Annotated in this window: 22 protein-coding genes; 11 read left to right on the forward strand and 11 right to left on the reverse strand. The window is 62.2% G+C overall.

Going from position 1 to position 17,475, the window contains the following annotated elements; genetic code table 11:
- Positions 1 to 21 precede the first annotated feature (21 nt).
- Positions 22 to 420, reverse strand: coding sequence for an NADH:ubiquinone oxidoreductase subunit NDUFA12 (locus NKI22_RS11200; RefSeq protein ID WP_352484551.1), 399 nt, complete (start codon positions 418 to 420; stop codon positions 22 to 24).
- A 246-nt stretch (positions 421 to 666) separates the two neighbouring features.
- Here NKI22_RS11200 and NKI22_RS11205 point away from each other — a divergent pair, with 246 nt between their 5' ends.
- The 5 genes from NKI22_RS11205 (at position 667) to NKI22_RS11225 (ending at position 5,681) form a co-directional block, all read left to right on the forward strand.
- Positions 667 to 1,827 (forward strand): helix-turn-helix transcriptional regulator, encoded by a 1,161-nt coding sequence (locus NKI22_RS11205; RefSeq protein WP_352818020.1) that lies wholly within the window; start codon positions 667 to 669, stop codon positions 1,825 to 1,827.
- A 207-nt stretch (positions 1,828 to 2,034) separates the two neighbouring features.
- Positions 2,035 to 3,435, forward strand: a complete 1,401-nt coding sequence (locus NKI22_RS11210; RefSeq protein ID WP_352818023.1) for an ArnT family glycosyltransferase — start codon at positions 2,035 to 2,037, stop codon at positions 3,433 to 3,435.
- A gap of 94 nt (positions 3,436 to 3,529) precedes the next feature.
- Entirely contained in the window at positions 3,530 to 3,829 is a 300-nt protein-coding gene (locus NKI22_RS11215; RefSeq protein WP_352484548.1) for a hypothetical protein, read from the forward strand.
- A 147-nt stretch (positions 3,830 to 3,976) separates the two neighbouring features.
- Positions 3,977 to 5,188, forward strand: coding sequence for a hypothetical protein (locus tag NKI22_RS11220; RefSeq protein WP_352958431.1), 1,212 nt, complete (start codon positions 3,977 to 3,979; stop codon positions 5,186 to 5,188).
- 61 nt (positions 5,189 to 5,249) lie between these two features.
- A complete protein-coding gene (locus tag NKI22_RS11225; RefSeq protein WP_023717467.1) occupies positions 5,250 to 5,681 on the forward strand; it encodes a hypothetical protein in 432 nt (143 codons plus the stop codon).
- Positions 5,682 to 5,697: 16 nt separating this feature from the next.
- Here NKI22_RS11225 and NKI22_RS11230 read toward each other — a convergent pair whose 3' ends face one another.
- The 4 genes from NKI22_RS11230 to NKI22_RS11245 form a co-directional block, all read right to left on the reverse strand.
- Complete coding sequence (locus tag NKI22_RS11230) at positions 5,698 to 6,186, reverse strand: GNAT family N-acetyltransferase (RefSeq protein WP_352818031.1); 489 nt, start codon at positions 6,184 to 6,186, stop codon at positions 5,698 to 5,700.
- Between the two features lies 1 nt (position 6,187).
- Positions 6,188 to 7,687: an Asp-tRNA(Asn)/Glu-tRNA(Gln) amidotransferase subunit GatB gene (gene gatB, locus NKI22_RS11235; RefSeq protein WP_352484544.1), complete on the reverse strand. Its 1,500-nt coding sequence runs from the start codon at positions 7,685 to 7,687 to the stop codon at positions 6,188 to 6,190.
- Between the two features lie 190 nt (positions 7,688 to 7,877).
- Positions 7,878 to 8,309: a CBS domain-containing protein gene (locus tag NKI22_RS11240; RefSeq protein ID WP_023717464.1), complete on the reverse strand. Its 432-nt coding sequence runs from the start codon at positions 8,307 to 8,309 to the stop codon at positions 7,878 to 7,880.
- Positions 8,310 to 8,410: 101 nt separating this feature from the next.
- A complete protein-coding gene (locus NKI22_RS11245) occupies positions 8,411 to 9,181 on the reverse strand; it encodes a rhomboid family intramembrane serine protease (protein ID WP_352818034.1) in 771 nt (256 codons plus the stop codon).
- Positions 9,182 to 9,573: 392 nt separating this feature from the next.
- Here NKI22_RS11245 and NKI22_RS11250 point away from each other — a divergent pair, with 392 nt between their 5' ends.
- The 3 genes from NKI22_RS11250 to NKI22_RS11260 all read left to right on the forward strand — a co-directional run bounded on the left by NKI22_RS11250 (position 9,574) and on the right by NKI22_RS11260 (position 11,773).
- A complete protein-coding gene (locus tag NKI22_RS11250; RefSeq protein ID WP_023717462.1) occupies positions 9,574 to 10,212 on the forward strand; it encodes a PAS domain-containing protein in 639 nt (212 codons plus the stop codon).
- A 116-nt stretch (positions 10,213 to 10,328) separates the two neighbouring features.
- A complete protein-coding gene (locus NKI22_RS11255; RefSeq protein ID WP_023717461.1) occupies positions 10,329 to 10,946 on the forward strand; it encodes a PilZ domain-containing protein in 618 nt (205 codons plus the stop codon).
- Positions 10,947 to 11,167: 221 nt separating this feature from the next.
- Positions 11,168 to 11,773 (forward strand): transglutaminase-like cysteine peptidase, encoded by a 606-nt coding sequence (locus NKI22_RS11260; protein WP_352818038.1) that lies wholly within the window; start codon positions 11,168 to 11,170, stop codon positions 11,771 to 11,773.
- Between the two features lie 218 nt (positions 11,774 to 11,991).
- Here NKI22_RS11260 and NKI22_RS11265 read toward each other — a convergent pair whose 3' ends face one another.
- The gene (locus NKI22_RS11265; RefSeq protein WP_352958433.1) at positions 11,992 to 12,519 is read right to left on the reverse strand and encodes a gamma carbonic anhydrase family protein; all 528 of its coding nucleotides are present in this window, start codon (positions 12,517 to 12,519) and stop codon (positions 11,992 to 11,994) included.
- Positions 12,520 to 12,537: 18 nt separating this feature from the next.
- Complete coding sequence (locus NKI22_RS11270; protein ID WP_352817541.1) at positions 12,538 to 12,882, reverse strand: DUF6949 family protein; 345 nt, start codon at positions 12,880 to 12,882, stop codon at positions 12,538 to 12,540.
- 117 nt (positions 12,883 to 12,999) lie between these two features.
- Here NKI22_RS11270 and NKI22_RS11275 point away from each other — a divergent pair, with 117 nt between their 5' ends.
- A complete protein-coding gene (locus tag NKI22_RS11275; protein WP_352817538.1) occupies positions 13,000 to 13,731 on the forward strand; it encodes a hypothetical protein in 732 nt (243 codons plus the stop codon).
- 232 nt (positions 13,732 to 13,963) lie between these two features.
- Positions 13,964 to 14,251, forward strand: coding sequence for a GIY-YIG nuclease family protein (locus NKI22_RS11280; RefSeq protein WP_352481307.1), 288 nt, complete (start codon positions 13,964 to 13,966; stop codon positions 14,249 to 14,251).
- 223 nt (positions 14,252 to 14,474) lie between these two features.
- Here the strand turns inward: NKI22_RS11280 and NKI22_RS11285 are convergent, their stop codons facing one another.
- Both NKI22_RS11285 and cysE read right to left on the reverse strand, forming a co-directional pair.
- Complete coding sequence (locus tag NKI22_RS11285) at positions 14,475 to 14,678, reverse strand: DUF3126 family protein (RefSeq protein ID WP_023674799.1); 204 nt, start codon at positions 14,676 to 14,678, stop codon at positions 14,475 to 14,477.
- Between the two features lie 212 nt (positions 14,679 to 14,890).
- Positions 14,891 to 15,739 (reverse strand): serine O-acetyltransferase, encoded by an 849-nt coding sequence (gene cysE / locus NKI22_RS11290; protein WP_023717455.1) that lies wholly within the window; start codon positions 15,737 to 15,739, stop codon positions 14,891 to 14,893.
- Positions 15,740 to 15,900: 161 nt separating this feature from the next.
- Here cysE and NKI22_RS11295 point away from each other — a divergent pair, with 161 nt between their 5' ends.
- A complete protein-coding gene (locus NKI22_RS11295) occupies positions 15,901 to 16,521 on the forward strand; it encodes an HD domain-containing protein (RefSeq protein ID WP_352481126.1) in 621 nt (206 codons plus the stop codon).
- On the opposite strand, the gene NKI22_RS11300 is transcribed toward NKI22_RS11295, so the two are convergent.
- Positions 16,518 to 17,009: a GNAT family N-acetyltransferase gene (locus NKI22_RS11300; RefSeq protein WP_352817535.1), complete on the reverse strand. Its 492-nt coding sequence runs from the start codon at positions 17,007 to 17,009 to the stop codon at positions 16,518 to 16,520. The two genes, NKI22_RS11295 and NKI22_RS11300, sit on opposite strands and share 4 nt — an antisense overlap.
- 67 nt (positions 17,010 to 17,076) lie before the next feature.
- On the reverse strand, positions 17,077 to 17,418 hold the full coding sequence (locus NKI22_RS11305; protein WP_352817533.1) for a hypothetical protein: 342 nt from the start codon (positions 17,416 to 17,418) through the stop codon (positions 17,077 to 17,079).
- Positions 17,419 to 17,475 lie beyond the last annotated feature (57 nt).

The following is a 17,475-nucleotide window of genomic DNA, read 5'->3' on the forward strand; positions in this document are numbered from 1 at the left end:
CGCGCGTGTCGCGGCGATCGATCACGAACCGGGCGTCCAGGCGTCGTAGTCGCCCGTCACCTGCGGACGATGCTGGTTGGTCAGCACCGAGCCCTTCGGGCGATAGGCTGCGGGGCTGCCGGTGAGGTTCGGCACATGCGGCTTTTGCCAGTCGCGGGGCTTGTAGTCTTCCGTTGGCGGCGCAACGTCGACACGGTGATGGATCCAGCCATGCCAGCCGGGCGGAATCGCCGAGGCTTCCGAATAGTCGCGGTAGATGACCCAGCGGCGGGTGCGGCCTTCCGAATCGACGCCGCCCTCGTAGTAGACGTTGCCGACCTCGTCCTGCCCGACCATCTTGCCGTGCCGCCAGGTGTGGAAGCGCGTTCCCAGCGTCTGGCTGTTCCACCAGGTGAAAAACTGCAGAAGGAAAGTTTTCATCCAAATCCTCGTGGCAAGTCCTTGTAGCAAGTCCTCGCGGCGCCTGTTCCTGCTTATGGCGTCACGGCATTGCGAAGGCAAGGGTCTTGCCGCAACCGACGAGCAAATGGCTGGCGGGCAAACTATACGTTCATGCGATCCTCGCGTCCGCGCGAAGCAGATGAAATGGGTTGTTGGCAACCTTACGCAGCGTTATTCTAGGAATTGATGCTTCGTCGCCTCAAGGGCGGCAAATGAGAGGGGCTCATGTCATCGCTGGCGGGCACGGCCGGTCGCGCATTGCCGCAGGTCGTTGAGGCGATCTACGATTCGATTGCCGACGTCGGCCGCTGGCAAGCGACACTCGAGGCCATCTGCAGCCTGGCGGAAGGCCAGCTTGCCATGCTCGCCGTCATCGACACGATCAGCAGTTCCGCGCGGTTTTCGGTGTCTTGCGGCGATCCCGCAGTTCTTGAGCCGTTGAAGCATGACTACGGCTCGCAAGTGCCGTTCTATGCGGCGGTTCCCAAGATGGAGATCGACGTGCCGTTCACTGTCGATTCGATCTACGCCCTGCAAGGTCCAGATACGCGACAGAGATGGCTCGAAAGCCGCATCGTGCGCGAATGGGTGCAACCCAACCGGCTGGACGATTTCTTCTGGGTGGCGTTGATGAAGCGGCCGACCCGGATCGGCACGCTGATGGTGGTTACCGACAAGGACAGGCGCCAGATTTCCAGCGAGGACCTCGAGCTTGTCTGCCTGCTGGCGCCGCATGTGCGGCGCGCGGTGACCATCGGCGACCTGTTCGAGGCGGAGCGGCGCAAGGCCGAAATCTTCCGTTCCATCATCGAAAGCCTTGACCATCCCGTGCTGATCGTCGCCGAAGACATGACCATCATCTTCGCCAACCCGACAGCCGAAGCGCTGCTCGCCGAAAACATCTCGGTCGCTTGCGTGCGCGGACAGCTTTCCTTCACCTATTCCAACGCCAATGCCGCGATCGGCCGTGCCGTCCAGCTCGGCACGCGCGACGAATTCGCGCTCGGACCTTGCGGCATCAACATTCCGCTGGCCAAGACGGCCGTTCCGGCGGTGGCCCATGTGATGCCGCTGGCGCGGCGTGAAATCTCGGCGCGTATCTCGCAGCGCGCCGCCGCGGCTATCTTCATCGCCGCGGCCGGTTCGGCACCAATCCCGGCGCTGGACGCCATTGCGGCGCTGTTCGGACTGACCGCGGCAGAAAGGCGCGTCGCCGGTCATGTTGCCGCCGGCCTGACGCGAAAGGAAATCGCCGCGGCCGGCGGCGTCTCGGACGGCACCGTCAAGTCGCAGCTGGCGACGATCTTCGACAAGACCGGTACCGGCGATCAGCGCGAGCTCGAACTCTTGATGCGCGAATTGTCGCCGCCGTTGCGCTCCAGTTGATTTGCGCAGATCCCCCGGACCGGCCGTGGTCCAAAAGGCTCGGCCGGTAAGTTTTCCAAGCCTTTAAGAACATCATCCGCAAAATCTGCAAAACGAAACCGGCATCGTTGCAATTCGGCCAAAATCATGGTGCGGTCGTTCGCGGTCCAGAAACGCGGCACTATGCTCGGCTGGAAAGAAAATGGTTTCTGGCGCGGATCTCGATCTTTGATACCGACATCTACCGAGCGGCTGCTCCCCTACCTTTTCCTGCTTGGGCTGATCGTCATCGCGGTCGCTTTCCGGCCACTGCTGCCCGTCGACGAAACGCGATATCTCAGCGTCACCTGGGAAATGTATCTGAGCGGACAGATCTTCGTCCCGACGATGAATTTCGCGCCCTATCTGCAGAAGCCGCCGCTGCTGTTTTGGCTTATCGACCTTGTCTGGACCGTTTTCGGCGCCAGCCGGCCGGCGGCGATGCTGGTCATCTTCGCCGCCTCCTCACTCGTCATCTGGCTGACGACGGCTTTGGCAAGGACCCTGTTTCCCGGCCGCGACGACATCGCACGGCGCGTCCCCTGGCTGGTCGTCGGAAGCAGCGTGTTCGTCATCTATTCGACGCTGATCCTGTTCGACCTGTTGCTGACGGTCTTCGTGCTCGCCGCGCTGTTGTCGTTGATTGCCTTTGCCCGGAGCGGCGACCGCTGGCAGGCCGTTCTGGCCGGGTTGTTCATCGGCATGGGCGTGCTGACGAAAGGCCCGGTGGTGCTCATCCATATCGGCGCGCCCATCCTGTTCTACCCGTTCTGGCGCGACCGGCGGGCGGGACTGGCGACACCGAACTTCCTCGCTGGAGTGGGCCTGGCAGTGCTCGCCGCGCTAATTCCGGTGGCGATTTGGCTGGTGCCGGCGACCATCCTGACAAAGGGCAGTTTCGTCTATGATCTGGTCTGGAACCAATCGGCGGGGCGCGTCACCGGCAATTTGCGCAATTCGCACGGCCGGCCGTTCTATTTCTATCTGCTGCTGCTGCCGGTCATGTTCATACCGTGGATTTTTATACCTGAGGTATGGCGATTGAAGCTGCGCACGCGGATACGCAGCCTGATCGAGACGAAGTCGCCCGATCTGCGCGCCTTGCGCCTGCTGTCGTTCTCGTTCGTTGCCGTGTTGCTGGCATTCGGCGCGATATCCGGCAAGCAGCCCCACTATGTCGTGCCGATGTTGCCGTTCGTGACCATCCTATTCGGGTATTTCATGGCGGAGATCCCGCTCGCCAGGCTGAAAAGCTCGGCCGTCGTCATGCTCGTCATTTTCGGCATCGGCCACGCGGTGGCATCGGCAACCGCGTTCAAACGCTATGACCTGACGCCGCTCGCCAACTTCGTCGACGAGCGAAAGGATGCGGACTGGGCCGTGGCTTTCGACTATCAAGGCGAAGTCGGCTTCCTGGCCCGGTTGCAAAAGCCATTCGAAACCACCGACAAACCGGAAGAATGGCTTGGCTCGCATCCCAGCGGCTATGTCATCGACAAGGTTTCCAAGGATCCCGGCACCGCAGGCCAAATCGCGTTCCGGCTTCGCGTCGAACGCGGTTATCTCGTCGTGCTGAAGGGACAGCATTGACGATCGTCACCGGTACGCGAATTCATCTCCCGCGCGGGAGATGAAGGCGTTGCTGCTCCGTGGTTCCATCGCTCGATAGAACCGGGAGGTATTCATGCGCAAGCTCATCTCGACAACGCTTTTTGTCTTATCGCTCGCTGTGGCCGGCCTTGCTGCCGATCCGGCATGGAGCTTCAAATGTCAGTCGGGTACGATCGGGCAAGGCAGTTGCTCCTGCTCCGGGACCGCCGACTGCACCGACATGCGGCATTCCAAAATGTGCAAGGGCGACCTGAACTGCGGTTCGGGCAAATGCTCCTGCACGGCCGCATTGGTAGTCGACCCAGGTCCGAAAACCCCCAAGCCCAAGGTCGTCGCGCCGAAGGCGACGACCAAAGGCGTCGTGAAGCAGTAGCCATCCAATCCGAAAGGACGGCGGCTCGACGTCGCTAGGCCCGCCCGATGTTTTCGCGGTTCATCCCCCGTGCGGGCGATGAACCGCCATCGGACAAATGCTGCTGTCTAGCCGGAGGGTGGTTTCCAACGACAGAGCGAGGATACCATGTTGAAAACCTGCACGATGCTGTTCTTCGGTCTGATGGCGGCCACCGCGGCCGCCCAGCCGCCGCCTTCGGGGCCGCCGGTTCCCAGTGCGGCACTTGCCCCATGCAACCCCACACAATCGAACAGGCCCTGCAAAGCCGAACTCGGCGTGTTCCTGATCACCAACACCGTCCGCAACCTGGCGCAAGCCAAGGTCGACGCCACCAACGCACAGCTAGCCGCCCAGGGACGATCATCGCGCGCATCGATCGAATCGCTGAAGCAATGGCGGCCGTCGCGCTTTGCGACGCAGATGCTGAACCAGCCGAACAACTGGTTTGTCAAAGTTCCCTATATCCTCACCATCAAGGTCTCGATCCCGGTGACGTCCGACCGTCACACCGGCATTCCCATAGACGTCAACGTCTTCTGCAGCCGCTGGCAGACAGATTCCAGCCAGGTCATCATCCGCTCGCAACCCGGCCCGGCGAGTTTCGAAGGCGGCAACATCCTCGAAGATGTTTTCAACATCGGCAACTACATCGATGCGCAGGTACGCAGCTCGTTTTCGGCACCCCTGCCGGTGACGACGCCGGTTCCGAATTCGAAATGCTCGGCAATCGACGGGTCCGATGCCGGAACGCAAGCCACCGGCGACGATCTCATCTTCTGGACGGTGCCGCGACGCAACCTGATTGTGACGGACGCCATAGCCAAGCCGACGGTTGAAGTGACCTTCGACAGCCTCACGCGTCTGGCGGCCCGCGACTTCCACAACAATGTGGTCTATGCGGAATCCGAGGCCATTAACCTCAACGTCTACGCCAATGAGGACGGCCTTCAGAAGGCGCTGACGATGCGCGAAGGCGACGTGGCTGCGCTGAACCTTCCCGCACTCAGGCTCGACGCGCGAAAATACGACTCGCTGGTCGTCATCGGCAATGTCGACCAGCCGCCGAACGATCCCAGAGACAGCGCCTTCGCGGTAGCGGCCAAGACTGCGGGATTCGGTGCCGGTTCCAAGATCATGCAGATCCCGAAGTGGTATTCGAGGCCTCCGGACCAGTTCAATCACAAGCCTACATGGATCAGAGTTCCGGGCTACGAGCTGCGCTATACGGTGCGCTATCTCAACAGCGGCGGGCTGGCCGTCGGCGGTGGAGCCAGTACGGTCCGGCCACCAAAAGTCGCTGTTCCGATAAAGAAGCTCATCAAGCCGAAAACGCCCTGACGCGGCCACTCGCGGATGACGGCGGCGGTTCGGACCGCCGCCGCCATCCCCCGCGCGGCAGATGCGGCAGCGCCTGCTTCATGGCCTGATCCTGCGGGAACAAACGCGCCGCTTCGCCACGAGCGAGCGGCGCCATCGATGGAGACAAACGATGCTGCACCTTCCCCACACCATGCCCGCCGCCCGGATCATTGCGGCAATCTCACTGCTTGCTTTCCCGAACTTCCTGCCGCCGGTCACGAGCCCGGCGAACGCGCTGCCGGTCAGCCAATCCTGCCGGATCACCACCTACTACAAGACGGCGGCGAAGGCGACGGAGGTTGGCGTGCGCTCGACGTGCCAGGGCGTCAAAAAATGGGGCGTCACCTCGAAATATTACGAGGTCGAAAAAATCGAAGCCGCTACGCCCCCGCACACGTCGGGCGGCGGCGGCAGCCTGCCGTGCGAGTTTCTCGCCGCCGGCTGCTCCAACCTGCCTGTGAAACGCAACTGAGCGTCAGGCGAACGAGCTAGCCGATCGCCTTCTCCAAAACCAGCGCCGGCAACCCTGTGGCGCCGCCGCAATCGGCCGTGTTGCCGGCGGGCAAGAACCCTCTCGAGCGGTAGAAGGCGATGGCCGGAGCATTTGCTTCCTCGACCTCGACGCGTAGCGTTCGGGCCTCCGGAAAGCTGGCCTCGACCTCGTCCAGCAGCGCCTGGCCGATGCCTTGCCTCTGCCAGGCTGGATGCACGTAGAGCTGGTTCAGCATGACGATCCTGGCATCCGTGGTGGCGGCGGCGAAAGCCATGCCGCCGATGCTTTTGCCGTCGTCGGCGACCAGGAACTCCGAGTTCGGCCGCGTCAGCCGTGCTTTGAGCGCGGCGATCGAATGCCATTCATCGGTGATTTCGGTAACCCGCGCCGCGCCGTAGATGGCGTCATAGGTGGCATGCCATGTCTCGATCAGCAATGCGCGCACCGCCGCCAGATCGCGCTCGCCGGCGGTGCGGACGAACATCCTACTCGATCCCGAGCTTGGCCTTGACCAGCTCGTTGACCGCCTGCGGATTGGCCTTGCCGCCGGTTGCCTTCATCACCTGGCCGACGAACCAGCCGGCCATGGTCGGCTTGGCGCGCGCCTGCTCGACCTTGTCCGGGTTGGCCGCGATCACCTCGTCCACCGCCTTTTCGATGGCGCCGGTATCGGTGACCTGCTTCATGCCACGGCTTTCGACCAGCTGACGCGGATCGCCGCCCTCGTTCCAGACGATTTCGAACAGATCCTTGGCGATCTTGCCGGAGATGGTGCCTTCCTTGATCAGGTCGATGACGGCACCAAGCTGGTCGGGCGAAACAGGAGCGTTTTCAATATCCTTGCCGGCCTTGTTCAAGGCCCCCAGGAGGTCGTTGATGACCCAGTTGGCGGCGAGCTTGCCGTCGCGCCCGGCCGCCACCTTCTCGAAATAATCGGCGACCGCCTTTTCCGATACCAGGATCGAGGCATCGTAGGTCGACAGGCCAAGCGACGAGATCAGCCGCGCCTTCTTGGCGTCGGGAAGTTCCGGCAGGTCCTTTGCCAACTCATCGACATAGGCCTGGTCGAATTCCAGCGGCAGAAGATCGGGATCCGGGAAATAGCGGTAGTCATGCGCTTCTTCCTTGGAGCGCATCGAGCGTGTCTCACCCTTGTTGGGGTCGAACAGCCGTGTTTCCTGCTCGATCCTGCCGCCGTCCTCGAGGATGGCAATCTGGCGGCGTGCTTCATAGTCGATGGCCTGGCCGATGAAGCGGATCGAGTTGACGTTCTTGATCTCGCAGCGCGTGCCGAATTCGCCGCCGGGCCGGCGCACCGAGACGTTGACGTCGGCCCGCAACGAGCCTTCGTCCATATTGCCGTCGCACGTGCCGAGATAGCGCACGATGGTGCGCAGCTTGGTGACATAGGCCTTGGCTTCATCGGCGGAGCGCATATCGGGCTTCGAGACGATCTCCATCAGCGCCACGCCGGAGCGATTGAGATCGACATAGGACATCGTCGCATGCTGGTCGTGCATCGACTTGCCGGCATCCTGCTCCAGGTGCAGGCGCTCGATGCCGACCTCGATGTCCTCGAATTCGCCCTGCCGATCCGGGCCGACCGAGACGATCACCTTGCCCTCGCCGACGATCGGCTGCTTGAACTGCGAGATCTGGTAGCCCTGCGGCAGATCGGGATAGAAATAGTTTTTCCTGTCGAAGACCGATTTGTGGTTGATCTCAGCCTTCAGGCCCAACCCGGTACGGATCGCCTGCTTGACGCATTCCTCGTTGATGACCGGCAGCATGCCGGGCATCGCCGCGTCGACCAGGCTGACATTGGCATTGGGCGCGGCGCCGAAAATGGTCGAGGCGCCGGAAAACAGCTTTGCCTGCGAGGTCACCTGCGCATGGACCTCGAGGCCGATGATGATCTCCCAGTCGCCGGTGGCGCCGGGAACCAGGCGCTTGGCGTCGGGCGTGCGGGTATCGATGAGGGTCATAGTGGCCTGCATAGTGGAATTGCGGATATGCGAGAACGCATATTTTGATGTGCAACTTCGCTAGTGCAAACCGCCAAGAGAGACAAGCGCAAAGCCGCGGGCGCCGACGCGGCACAGGCCCGCACCTGCCGCGATGGACTGCTATAGCAGCTTGAAAAAATTCAATGGCCGGCAACCCGGCCGCCCTCACCTATGCCGTGGCGATATAGGCCCTGATTTCCTCGGCCTCGCGCTCGACATCCTCGATGCGCCGCTTGACCACGTCGCCGATCGACACGATGCCGTCGAGCAGCCCGTTCTTTTCCACCGGCAGATGGCGGAAGCGGCCCTTGGTCATGATCTCCATGACCTCGTTGACGGTGTGGTTCTCATTGCAGATCTTCACCTTGGGCGTCATCGCCGAGCGGATGGCAAGGTCGAGCGCCGCCGCCCCCTCCTTGGCAAGAACCCGCACCACATCGCGCTCGGAAAGAATGCCGACGATCTTGTGATCGCCGTTGGTGATGACCAGCGCGCCGATCCTGTGTTCGGAAAGCATGCGGATGGCTTCGCTGAGCTTTTCGTTCGGCCCGAGCGTCACCACGTCGTGGCCTTTTGCCTCGAGAATTGCCTTAACAGTCATGGCGTCCTCCTCTGCATTTTCCTGCCGGCTCCTGCCTTGGCCGGTTTTCCCTAGTATGAACATGGTGCGCCGCGATCGGTTTCATTTCAAGTGCGGAGCTCTCAGGTGTCCGGCTCGTCCGCCTGTTGGAGCGCCTGCTCTCGCCGATCAAAGAACCGCAGGCCGAAGAAGCCGGCAAGAAAGCCGCCAATATGGGCTTCCCAGGCGATCTGGCCGTCAATGCCGGGCGCCAGGCCGAAGAGGCCGGTCGCCAGGTTGATCACCATCCACATGGCGAGGAAGGTGACGACGCCGCGCGAGCGCAGCACCGCCGCCATCGGCAAAGGCTGGCCGGCGAAGGCGGCCTTGCCCGACGAGCGGTCGATGCGGAAGCCATAGCGCGCCGCCGCACCCATCATGCCGGAAATCGCGCCGGAGGCGCCGACCAGCGGCGCCTCGCCAAGCGGATGCATGGCCCAGAACAGCGCCACCGCCGCCAGTCCGGTCGCGGCGAAGAACAGGCTGAAGCGCAACGCGCCGAAGCGGTTGGCCAGCGGTGAGCCGAAGGCCGCGAGCCACACCATGTTGATGGCAAGATGGGCAAAGCCGCCATGCAGGAAGGCATAGGTAAATGGGCTTGAAAACGCGAAGAAATCCAGGTCGAAGCGGCCGGAATAGCGGATCGGCACAAAGGCTGCCCGGACAAGCAGTTCGAAGTCCTGGTCGTCGGTCAGCCAATAGACCCGGATCAGATGGACGGCGACGCAGACGCCGATCACCGCCAGCACAACGGGCGGCAGGTTGAACACCGGTTCACGGCGCTGCTCCGGTTCGCGGGCGGCAGGCCCACTCTCGCCCTGCTCGATCTCCGGTGGGCTTTCTGGGTCGCTCATACGGCTTGCACTCAGTCGCTGGATTGGACTTCGCGAGCATGTAGATCACGGCCAACCGAATCACAAACGGCGAATCAGCAGCTCCGAATCAAAAAAGAAGCCGTCCAAGGTTTCCCTTGAACGGCTGGTCGAGCCCCCTTGCTCCCCCTGAACTCTTGACTGAAGTGCTGCCGATCGTCGCAAAACGACCGCTTCTGGAGTGGTTTTGGTGTGCCACAGGCCTGGCCGGCGCGCAACGTAAACCAGTTGTTAACCTTAACCGCCCCGACCCGTGAACAAGTATTAACGATGCTGGCACGCATCCTGCTCCGCAACGCATGTAGGTCTTCGGAGGGCGCCCTTCTGTTCACCGATGGGACATCAGAAGACAGAATGCGCGGAGCAGCATTAGCATGAACCAGACCGGATCGATCACGCTGTTCCATTATTGGAACCGGTTGCGTGACGGACGCCCTGCCCCGAAGCGCTCGGAAGTCGAACCGGCCGACATCAAGTCGCTGCTGGCCGACACGTTCATCCTGGAAAAGGACACGCGCGGCGAAGCGGTGTTCCGGCTCGCCGGCACCAGGCTTTGCGCAGTCTATGGCCGTGAACTCAAGGGGTTTTCATTCCCTTCGCTGTGGCGCGAGAAGGACCAGCGGCTGATCTCGAAGCTGACCGATGGCGTCTTCGACCTGAAATCGGTGGTGCTCATCACCTATGAGGGTTTCAGCCGCAACGGCCGTTCCAACAGGTTCGAGCTGCTCGCACTGCCGCTCGACGGCGGTGTCGAGAGTCCGCGTTGCCTCGGCGTGATAAGCGCCGTTGAAAAGCCCTTCTGGCTGGGCGCCGACCCGGTTCTCGACGCGTTGATCGATTCGATCCGTGTCGTCGATCCCGACAAGGAGCCGATGTTCCTGAAGAACCGCCCGGCGATCGAAGTTCCCTCGCTCGCCCCATCGGAATTCGACCCGCCCGAGACGATTTCGGCGCTCGGCCAGGCCCGTCGCATCCGTCACCTGGTCGTCTTCGACGGCGGACGCGAAGAATGATGCCAAAGCTTAAAGCAACAGTGCCGGGCTTTCCCCTTTGTTAACCTGCTTTGTTGTAGTTTTCCGCTGAAATTCCCCGCATCCATGCGCGGAATGCCGAACGGGGTATGGCAGTCATGAGGTCAGCGGCGGTCGACCATGCGCCGTCCCAAGCTGAAAGGCGTAACTTTCAGCGCGTCCGCGTGAAGATTTACGGACGCTTCATGCTGGAAGACCGCACCGAACATCCCTGCCAGGTGGTCGACATGTCGCCCGGCAACGTCGCACTGCGCACCGAGCGCGCCGGCCTGCCGGGTGAAAAGGTCATTGCCTACATCGATCACATCGGCCGCATCGAGGGCGTCATCACCCGCACTTTGCAGGATGGCTTTGCGATGACCGTCATCGCGTCGGACCGCAAGCGGGACAAGCTCGCCGCGCAACTGACCTGGCTTGCCAACAAGCACGAGCTCGACCTGCCGGAAGACCGCCGCCATGAACGCGTGGCACCGCGCAACCCGACGAGCGTGCTGCAACTTGCTGACGGACGGCAGTACCAGTGCCGCATCATCGATCTGTCGCTGTCGGGCGCCGCGATCGAGATCGACGTCAAGCCGGCCATCGGCGTCCAGGTGACGCTGGGCACCATGCGCGGCCAGGTGGTGCGCCATTTCGAAGATGGCGTCGCCATCGAGTTCGCCGTCGTCCAGCGGCCGGAAACGCTCGACACCGAATTCAGCTCGCCGCGCGGCTGACGCGGAAGCTTTAGCACCATCGCGAAGATCGCCATCCTAGCTGTTCGAACGGTGCTACGAAGCATGGGAATGCACCCGGCTAGAATCCTTAAATAATTCTATACTCAATTGCATCAAATTTTATGTTTATTCTACGGGCGTTTTACTTAATGTCTACTTCGCGCTTTTGCGTCAAATAAATCCAGCCGTGTCATTGTCTCCTCAAACGGGGAGACTGAATAATGAAAAAGACGAGGGGCAAGCTGTTGCTGGCGGCAATAGCGATGCAGCTTTTCGGCTGGGGGATTGTAAGCGCGGCGGAGCCGGCGTTCATGCATACCGGCGGCCGCACCACGCAGCCGGTCGGTCACTACGAATTGTGCCGGCAGATTCCGCAGGAATGCAATCAGAGGACGCCGAACCGCGCACCGGTCGAACTCACCCGCAAGCTGTGGGCAACGATCGTCAAGATCAACAATTCGGTCAACAGCAGGGTCGCGCCACGCACCGACATGGAAATGTGGGGCAAGGAAGAAGTCTGGTCGTTTCCCAAAGGCTTCGGCGACTGCGAGGACTATGCGCTGGAAAAGCGCCGCGAACTGATGAGCATGGGCGTGCCGGCCGGCGATCTGCTGATGACGGTGGTGCGCCAGCGCAACGGGGACGGCCATGCGGTGCTGACCGTGCGCACCAGCCTTGGAGAGTTCATCCTCGACAATCTCCAGCCCAAGGTGCTGTCCTGGACCAAGACCAGTTACACCTACCTGAAGCGCCAGTCCGACCGCAATTCCGGCGCCTGGGTAACGATCAACGACGGCCGCTCCGACGCGGTCGCCAGCGTCCGCTGAGGACGCCAATGCATGTCGCCCAAAAGTGCGTAGCGGTTTTGGGATAACGACATGCATAAAACAGAGGTTAAGTGCGTCGCATGACTTCGCGCTTTAGGAGAAACCCGGTCGAGTCCCCACCCTCCCCGTCCCCAACGACCGGGTTTAGGAGCCGGCCCCGTCCCCGGGCCGGCTCCACCATTTCTGGGCTTGCGATAGGCGGCCTTCACTGCCCGGCGCTAGACCTTCTTCAGCCCCGCCCTGAACCGCCTCCCATTGGCGACATAATGCGCGGCCGAGGCGCGTAGCCTCGCGATTGCTGTCTCGTCGAGCGTCCTGACGACGCGCGCGGGCGAGCCGACGATCAGCGAATTGTCGGGGAATTGCTTGCCTTCGGTGACCAGTGCACCAGCCCCGACCAGCGAGTTGTTACCGATCTTCGCGCCGTTCAGCACGATGGCGCCCATGCCGATCAGGCTGTTGTCGCCGATCGTGCAGCCATGCAGCAAGGCACGGTGGCCGATCGTGCAGCCTTGGCCGACGGTTAGCGGAAAGCCGGCGTCGGTGTGCATGATGGTATGCTCCTGCACGTTGGTGTCGGCGCCGATGACGATCGGCTCGTCGTCGCCGCGGGTGACGACGCCGAACCAGAAGCCGGCGTTGCGGCCGATCCTGATATTGCCGATCAGCGTGGCGTCGGGCGCGATCCAGTTGCTATCGGCGTCCTCGAAGGTGGGCGCTTTTCCGTCAATCGCGTAGATCGGCATCGCTGTCTCCAGATTGTCTCACACCGACAAGGTGCCAGACCCTAGAAGCGAAGCCGCCCACGACGCAATGGCGATCACCACCATGCCCAGCGCCAGCGCCCAGATGGTCGCCGTACAGCCGCAGGAGATCAGCCCCAGCACCGAGATGCGACGCTCCCGCCAGGCGTCCAGCGCCTCGTTGACGAACATCAGCGGCCCGGCGCAAGCCGTCGCGGCGAGCGAGCGCAGCATGTGCTTCGACGATACATAGGGCTGGACGAAGGCAAGCTTGCGGCCGGCGACCAGTTCCATCGCCGATCCGGCCAGGCCGCAAGCCGTCAGCCCAGCCATAAAACTGAATATGATTTGTTCGACCGGGCTCATCTTTACCCTCCGTTTACCATGAAATCGCACAGTCGCCTGCAAAGCTGCGTAGCAAGAGCCGTGCCGCGCCGAGATGTGCCGTTCAGGCACACCGATGGCACGGCAACGAGGATCGCGATGAAGCAGGCAGCCGCCACAGAGGGCCCGCAACTCAGCGTCGTCGATTCGACGCTGATGAAGCGGGTGTTTTATGCGTTCGCGACGCTGGCGCTGCTTTCGGTGGCGATCAGCCTTGGCGGCAAATGGTTCGGCCGCTCGATCGCCATGGCCGGGTACACCGACGACACCACGGTCCACAAGGTCGTCATCGGCAACAACATCATCGCCGTGCCGGCCAATGTCATCCGCTTTGCCCAGGCCCGGCGCGACGGCATCGCCTCGCGGCTCGACCTCTATTTGCGCTATCCCGAGATGGACGGCTACAGCGAGGTTGCCCGCAACGACTTCAACCACACCGGACCCAGCAAGGACATCATTTTCCTGTCGTTCGAGCCGCAGATGATGTCGCGCGACATGAGCGGCCGCTTTGCGCCGATCTACAGCGCGCTGATCGCCAAGCCGGGTACGCCCGGCCCTGGCGGCACCACACTTTACGCTTTCAGCGAAAAATCAGGCTATCTCAACGAAGTGCTGGCGGTCGCAAACCGCCCCGGCAAGGATCCGTTCGTTGCCCGCTGCCTGAGCGGCCCGAGCGCGGACGAGTCGCTGGCGCCCTGCGAACGCGACATCCTGGTCGGCGACGATCTCAGCCTCACCTACCGCTTCCCCCGGGAATTCCTGGGCGACTGGCAGGCGCTCGAAGCAGCGATTTCTGGCGAGGCGGCACGTATGCTGAAGACCGGGCGGTAGGGCTTGATCCTTTGACCGACCCTGAAGGGCTGAGGGCTGGAGCCCCGGCCAATCGCGCTACCAATCTCCAGGGTTTGGGATTAGCTGCCCACCACGCCTTCGTCATCCTAGGGCGGAGCAGGAGCGAAGCGACGTCGCGGAGACCCTGGGATCCATGCCGTTACCTCAGTCGAAGAATGCAGCGGTTCAGAACTGCACTTGCGTCGGCACCGGCGCCAGCTACCCTTCAACCATGACCGGCTACGCCTACATGACTGCAAGCCAGAAGCGCGGCACGATCTACATCGGTGTCACCAACGACCTCGGCCGCCGCATGCCGGAGCACAAATCTGGCGAAGGCTCGCGCTTCACCAGCCGCTACGGCGTACAGCGTCTGGTCTGGTACGAGGAACATTTCGACATTCGCGACGCCATCCAGCGCGAGAAGTCGCTGAAGCGCTGGCCACGCCGGTGGAAGATCGAGCTGATCGAGAAGACCAATCCAGAGTGGTTCGAACTGTTTCGCGGGACTGGTTGGTAGAGGACGCCCAGCCGGTGCCAAGAAGCATTCGATTCTGGTCAGAGTGGAGCACTGCCGCGAGGTAACGGCATGGATCCCAGGGTCTGCGCCGCGTCGCTTCGCTCCTTGCTCCGCCCTGGGATGACGAAGGGAGGGATGCTCCAGCCAGTCTCCGACGTCTGCGCTCCGCCATCAGGCGGTCCCGCCTGCAACAAGCAGGTCCGGCCAGCACCAAACTCGCGGCTCAGGCCAGATCGATGTCGAGGATCGCCATCGAGAAATTATAGTCGCCGTCGTCCTCGTCCTTGAAGACGATGCCGAGGAACTCGTCGCCGACATAGACCTCGGCCGAATCTTCCTTGCGCGGCCGCGCCTTCACTTCGAGTTTGGGGTTCTGGAAGGTGCGCTTGAAATAGGCGTCCAGCTTTCTGATTTCGTCCGGCTTCAACAGTCTTCTCCGATCGTCGCTTGCTCAAGTGCGTCGCGTCTGAAGAGATCGATGCGACGCGCTTTAAATCTTGCTTCATGCATGTCGCTATCCCAAAACCGCTGGGCACTTTTGGGCGACATGCATTGGTGAGCGCGCTTCTGGCACGTCGACAATGGCCATGTAAAGGCAAGCCGGCATAGGGGGCAGGAATTCAGCCCCTGCCCGAGCACTCAGATGTCGAAGCTGACGACGTGGTCCATCGTCTGCGACGGCAACAGCTGGTCCATCTGCCGCGAAGGCTGGTCGCAGCCGGTCTCGCCGACGACGCGGGCCGGCACGCCGGCAACCGTCTTGTTGTGCGGCACCGGCGACAGCACCACCGAGCCGGCCGCGATCTTCGAGCAATGGCCGATCTCGATGTTGCCGAGGATCTTGGCGCCGGCGCCGATCAGCACGCCGTAGCGGATCTTGGGATGGCGGTCGCCACCGGCCTTGCCGGTGCCGCCCAGCGTGACGCCGTGCAGGATCGACACGTCGTCCTCGATCACCGCTGTCTGGCCGACGACGAGGCCGGTGGCGTGGTCGAGGAAGATGCCCTTGCCGATGCGGGCGGCCGGATTGATGTCGGTCTGGAACACCGAGGACGATCGGCTCTGCAAATACAGCGCGAAATCCTGGCGGCCCTGGTTCCACAGCCAATGCGCCAGCCGGTGCGTCTGGATGGCATGAAAACCCTTGAAGTAGAGCACCGGCATGATGAAGCGGTCGCAGGCCGGATCGCGGTCGTAATAGGCCTGGATGTCGACGCGCACCGTCGTCGACCAGTCCTTGTCGTCGGCCGCCATCGCCTTGAATGTCTGGCGGATGAGGTCGGAGCCGATGTCCTGGTGGGCGAGGCGCTCGGCCAGCCGGTGGATAACCGCTTCTTCCAGGTTTTCCTGATTGAGGATGGTCGAATAGAGGAACGCCGCCAGCAGCGGATCGCGGTTGACCGCTTCCATTGCTTCATCGCGGATCGAACGCCAGATCGGATCTACCGGCTGCACCCTGGTGGGACGGGAAATCGTAACGCTGTTCATCTGATGTCTCCGGCCATCCAATGTCTCAGGCCATCCAATGTCTCGGCTTGGCGGCTTGCCTATTCTCCGGCCGCACCTATAAGCCAGATCATAGCACGGGTGAACTCAATTTTCCTTAGTGCTTCGTCAAATGGATTTGGTTGGCGGAATTTCAAGCAGCCATGGAAAACGCAACCTTGATGGACGAGACGCTGAAGCGCGAGCTTTCCGCGCTGTATGACGCCGCGGATCGCCACTACCACGACCTTGGCCACATCGAGGCGATGCTGGCGCTAGCCAACGATTACAAGGCATTGCTGCATGATCCTGAAGCAGTCGAAGCGGCGATCTGGTTCCACGACGCGATCTACGACAGCCGCGCCAAGGACAATGAGCCGAGGAGTGCGGCACTTGCCGAGACAAAGCTCGCCGGCCGCGCCGATGCACAACGCATCAGTCGCATCGCAGCGATGATCACTGCCACCGCCAGCCACGAATTGCCGCCCCTTGGCGACCAGCATTCCGTTCGTGACGCGGCGCTGTTCCTCGACATGGACCTGGCGATCCTGGGTGCCGCGCCTGACGTGTTCGACGCTTACGAACAGGCGGTTCGCCGCGAATATCAGTGGGTCGATGAGCCGATGTGGCGGGCCGGCCGTGCCGCTGTCCTAAAGGGCTTCCTCGCGCGTCCGCATATCTTCCATAGCGAGGAATTCCGCCGGCGCTTCGAAACCCAGGCCCGGCAAAACATGGCGCGCTCGCTCAGGGCGCTTGGCGATAACCTCAGCCCAGACAAATCCTAATCCGGAAACGTCTCCATGCGCTGCGCATAGGCCTTGAAACCGGCTCGCCCGTAGACAGATCGCGCGCCCGGATGATCGTGAGTGTCGGTGTGCAGCCAGACCCTTTCAGGTTCATGCGACCAGACGGCGCGCAGCGCCCGGTCGAGCAGGTATGGCCCAAGCTTGCGGCCCTGAAGAGCCGGAACGACCCCGAAATGGGCCAATTCGACAACCGGCTGGCCGACGCCCGTGAATTCGCACAGGCCGGCTGCTTCGCCATCGACATAGATATGCGTCGATGGACTGGCGAGAAGGCGCTCGAGGTCGCCCAAGGGCATGCGCAGCCGCTGATCCCATTGTACAGGCTCGCCAACAGCGCGGTACAGGCTGATGTAATCAGCGACGCCAAGCGTTTCGCGCACCACCGCCGCGCCCGGTTCGGGAGCGGCAAAGCCGCCGCCGAACGGCGGCCCGGTCATCTCCAGATAGGTGACGAGAAGATCGACCATGGCAACTCGCGCAGATTTGAAGCTGAGGGGTCGCGTCGGTCGCTTGCCTGCCGGAGGTTTGCCGAGATCAGGTGAATGCGCCAAAAGTCGATGCCATTGCCCACAGCATGAACACCCCGGCCGCAAGCGACGCGCCATTGACGACGATGCCGGCCAGGCCGAGCACACGATTGTCGTCTGGGCGACCCACGGCCATCAAGCCGAAGACCACGCCGATAAGATGTGCCAAAGGGCCGGCCAGAAAAAATACCGCAGCGAAGAAGCCCGTCGCACTGTTCTGGAGCACTGGGGAGGCGTCGCTCGGCATTGCTATCAACGCGGTGATCGCAATCGCCCCTGTCGCCAATGCGGCCAGCGCTAGAACAACGGACCATTCGCCGAACCTGCTTTTCGCAACGACGCCCGGCAAAGCGGCGTCGCTTCTTCCCCATTGTGCCATCGTACCCCCCTGCCCTCGTTCAGCGCG

Origin of the sequence: Mesorhizobium sp. M0778 (genome assembly GCF_040320105.1) — a bacterium.
Lineage (GTDB): Bacteria > Pseudomonadota > Alphaproteobacteria > Rhizobiales > Rhizobiaceae > Mesorhizobium.

Excerpts from the sequence above, each read along its gene's own strand:
- NKI22_RS11200 (WP_352484551.1), bottom strand. The coding sequence starts at position 420 with ATGAAAACTTTCCTTCTGCAGTTTTTCACCTGGTGGAACAGCCAGACG.
- NKI22_RS11205 (WP_352818020.1), top strand. The coding sequence starts at position 667 with ATGTCATCGCTGGCGGGCACGGCCGGTCGCGCATTGCCGCAGGTCGTT.
- NKI22_RS11215 (WP_352484548.1), top strand. The coding sequence starts at position 3,530 with ATGCGCAAGCTCATCTCGACAACGCTTTTTGTCTTATCGCTCGCTGTG.
- NKI22_RS11220 (WP_352958431.1), top strand. The coding sequence starts at position 3,977 with ATGTTGAAAACCTGCACGATGCTGTTCTTCGGTCTGATGGCGGCCACC.
- NKI22_RS11225 (WP_023717467.1), top strand. The coding sequence starts at position 5,250 with ATGCGGCAGCGCCTGCTTCATGGCCTGATCCTGCGGGAACAAACGCGC.
- NKI22_RS11230 (WP_352818031.1), bottom strand. The coding sequence starts at position 6,186 with ATGTTCGTCCGCACCGCCGGCGAGCGCGATCTGGCGGCGGTGCGCGCA.
- gatB (WP_352484544.1), bottom strand. The coding sequence starts at position 7,687 with ATGACCCTCATCGATACCCGCACGCCCGACGCCAAGCGCCTGGTTCCC.
- NKI22_RS11240 (WP_023717464.1), bottom strand. The coding sequence starts at position 8,309 with ATGACTGTTAAGGCAATTCTCGAGGCAAAAGGCCACGACGTGGTGACG.
- NKI22_RS11245 (WP_352818034.1), bottom strand. The coding sequence starts at position 9,181 with ATGAGCGACCCAGAAAGCCCACCGGAGATCGAGCAGGGCGAGAGTGGG.
- NKI22_RS11250 (WP_023717462.1), top strand. The coding sequence starts at position 9,574 with ATGAACCAGACCGGATCGATCACGCTGTTCCATTATTGGAACCGGTTG.
- NKI22_RS11255 (WP_023717461.1), top strand. The coding sequence starts at position 10,329 with ATGAGGTCAGCGGCGGTCGACCATGCGCCGTCCCAAGCTGAAAGGCGT.
- NKI22_RS11260 (WP_352818038.1), top strand. The coding sequence starts at position 11,168 with ATGAAAAAGACGAGGGGCAAGCTGTTGCTGGCGGCAATAGCGATGCAG.
- NKI22_RS11265 (WP_352958433.1), bottom strand. The coding sequence starts at position 12,519 with ATGCCGATCTACGCGATTGACGGAAAAGCGCCCACCTTCGAGGACGCC.
- NKI22_RS11270 (WP_352817541.1), bottom strand. The coding sequence starts at position 12,882 with ATGAGCCCGGTCGAACAAATCATATTCAGTTTTATGGCTGGGCTGACG.
- NKI22_RS11275 (WP_352817538.1), top strand. The coding sequence starts at position 13,000 with ATGAAGCAGGCAGCCGCCACAGAGGGCCCGCAACTCAGCGTCGTCGAT.
- NKI22_RS11280 (WP_352481307.1), top strand. The coding sequence starts at position 13,964 with ATGACCGGCTACGCCTACATGACTGCAAGCCAGAAGCGCGGCACGATC.
- cysE (WP_023717455.1), bottom strand. The coding sequence starts at position 15,739 with ATGAACAGCGTTACGATTTCCCGTCCCACCAGGGTGCAGCCGGTAGAT.
- NKI22_RS11295 (WP_352481126.1), top strand. The coding sequence starts at position 15,901 with ATGGAAAACGCAACCTTGATGGACGAGACGCTGAAGCGCGAGCTTTCC.
- NKI22_RS11300 (WP_352817535.1), bottom strand. The coding sequence starts at position 17,009 with ATGGTCGATCTTCTCGTCACCTATCTGGAGATGACCGGGCCGCCGTTC.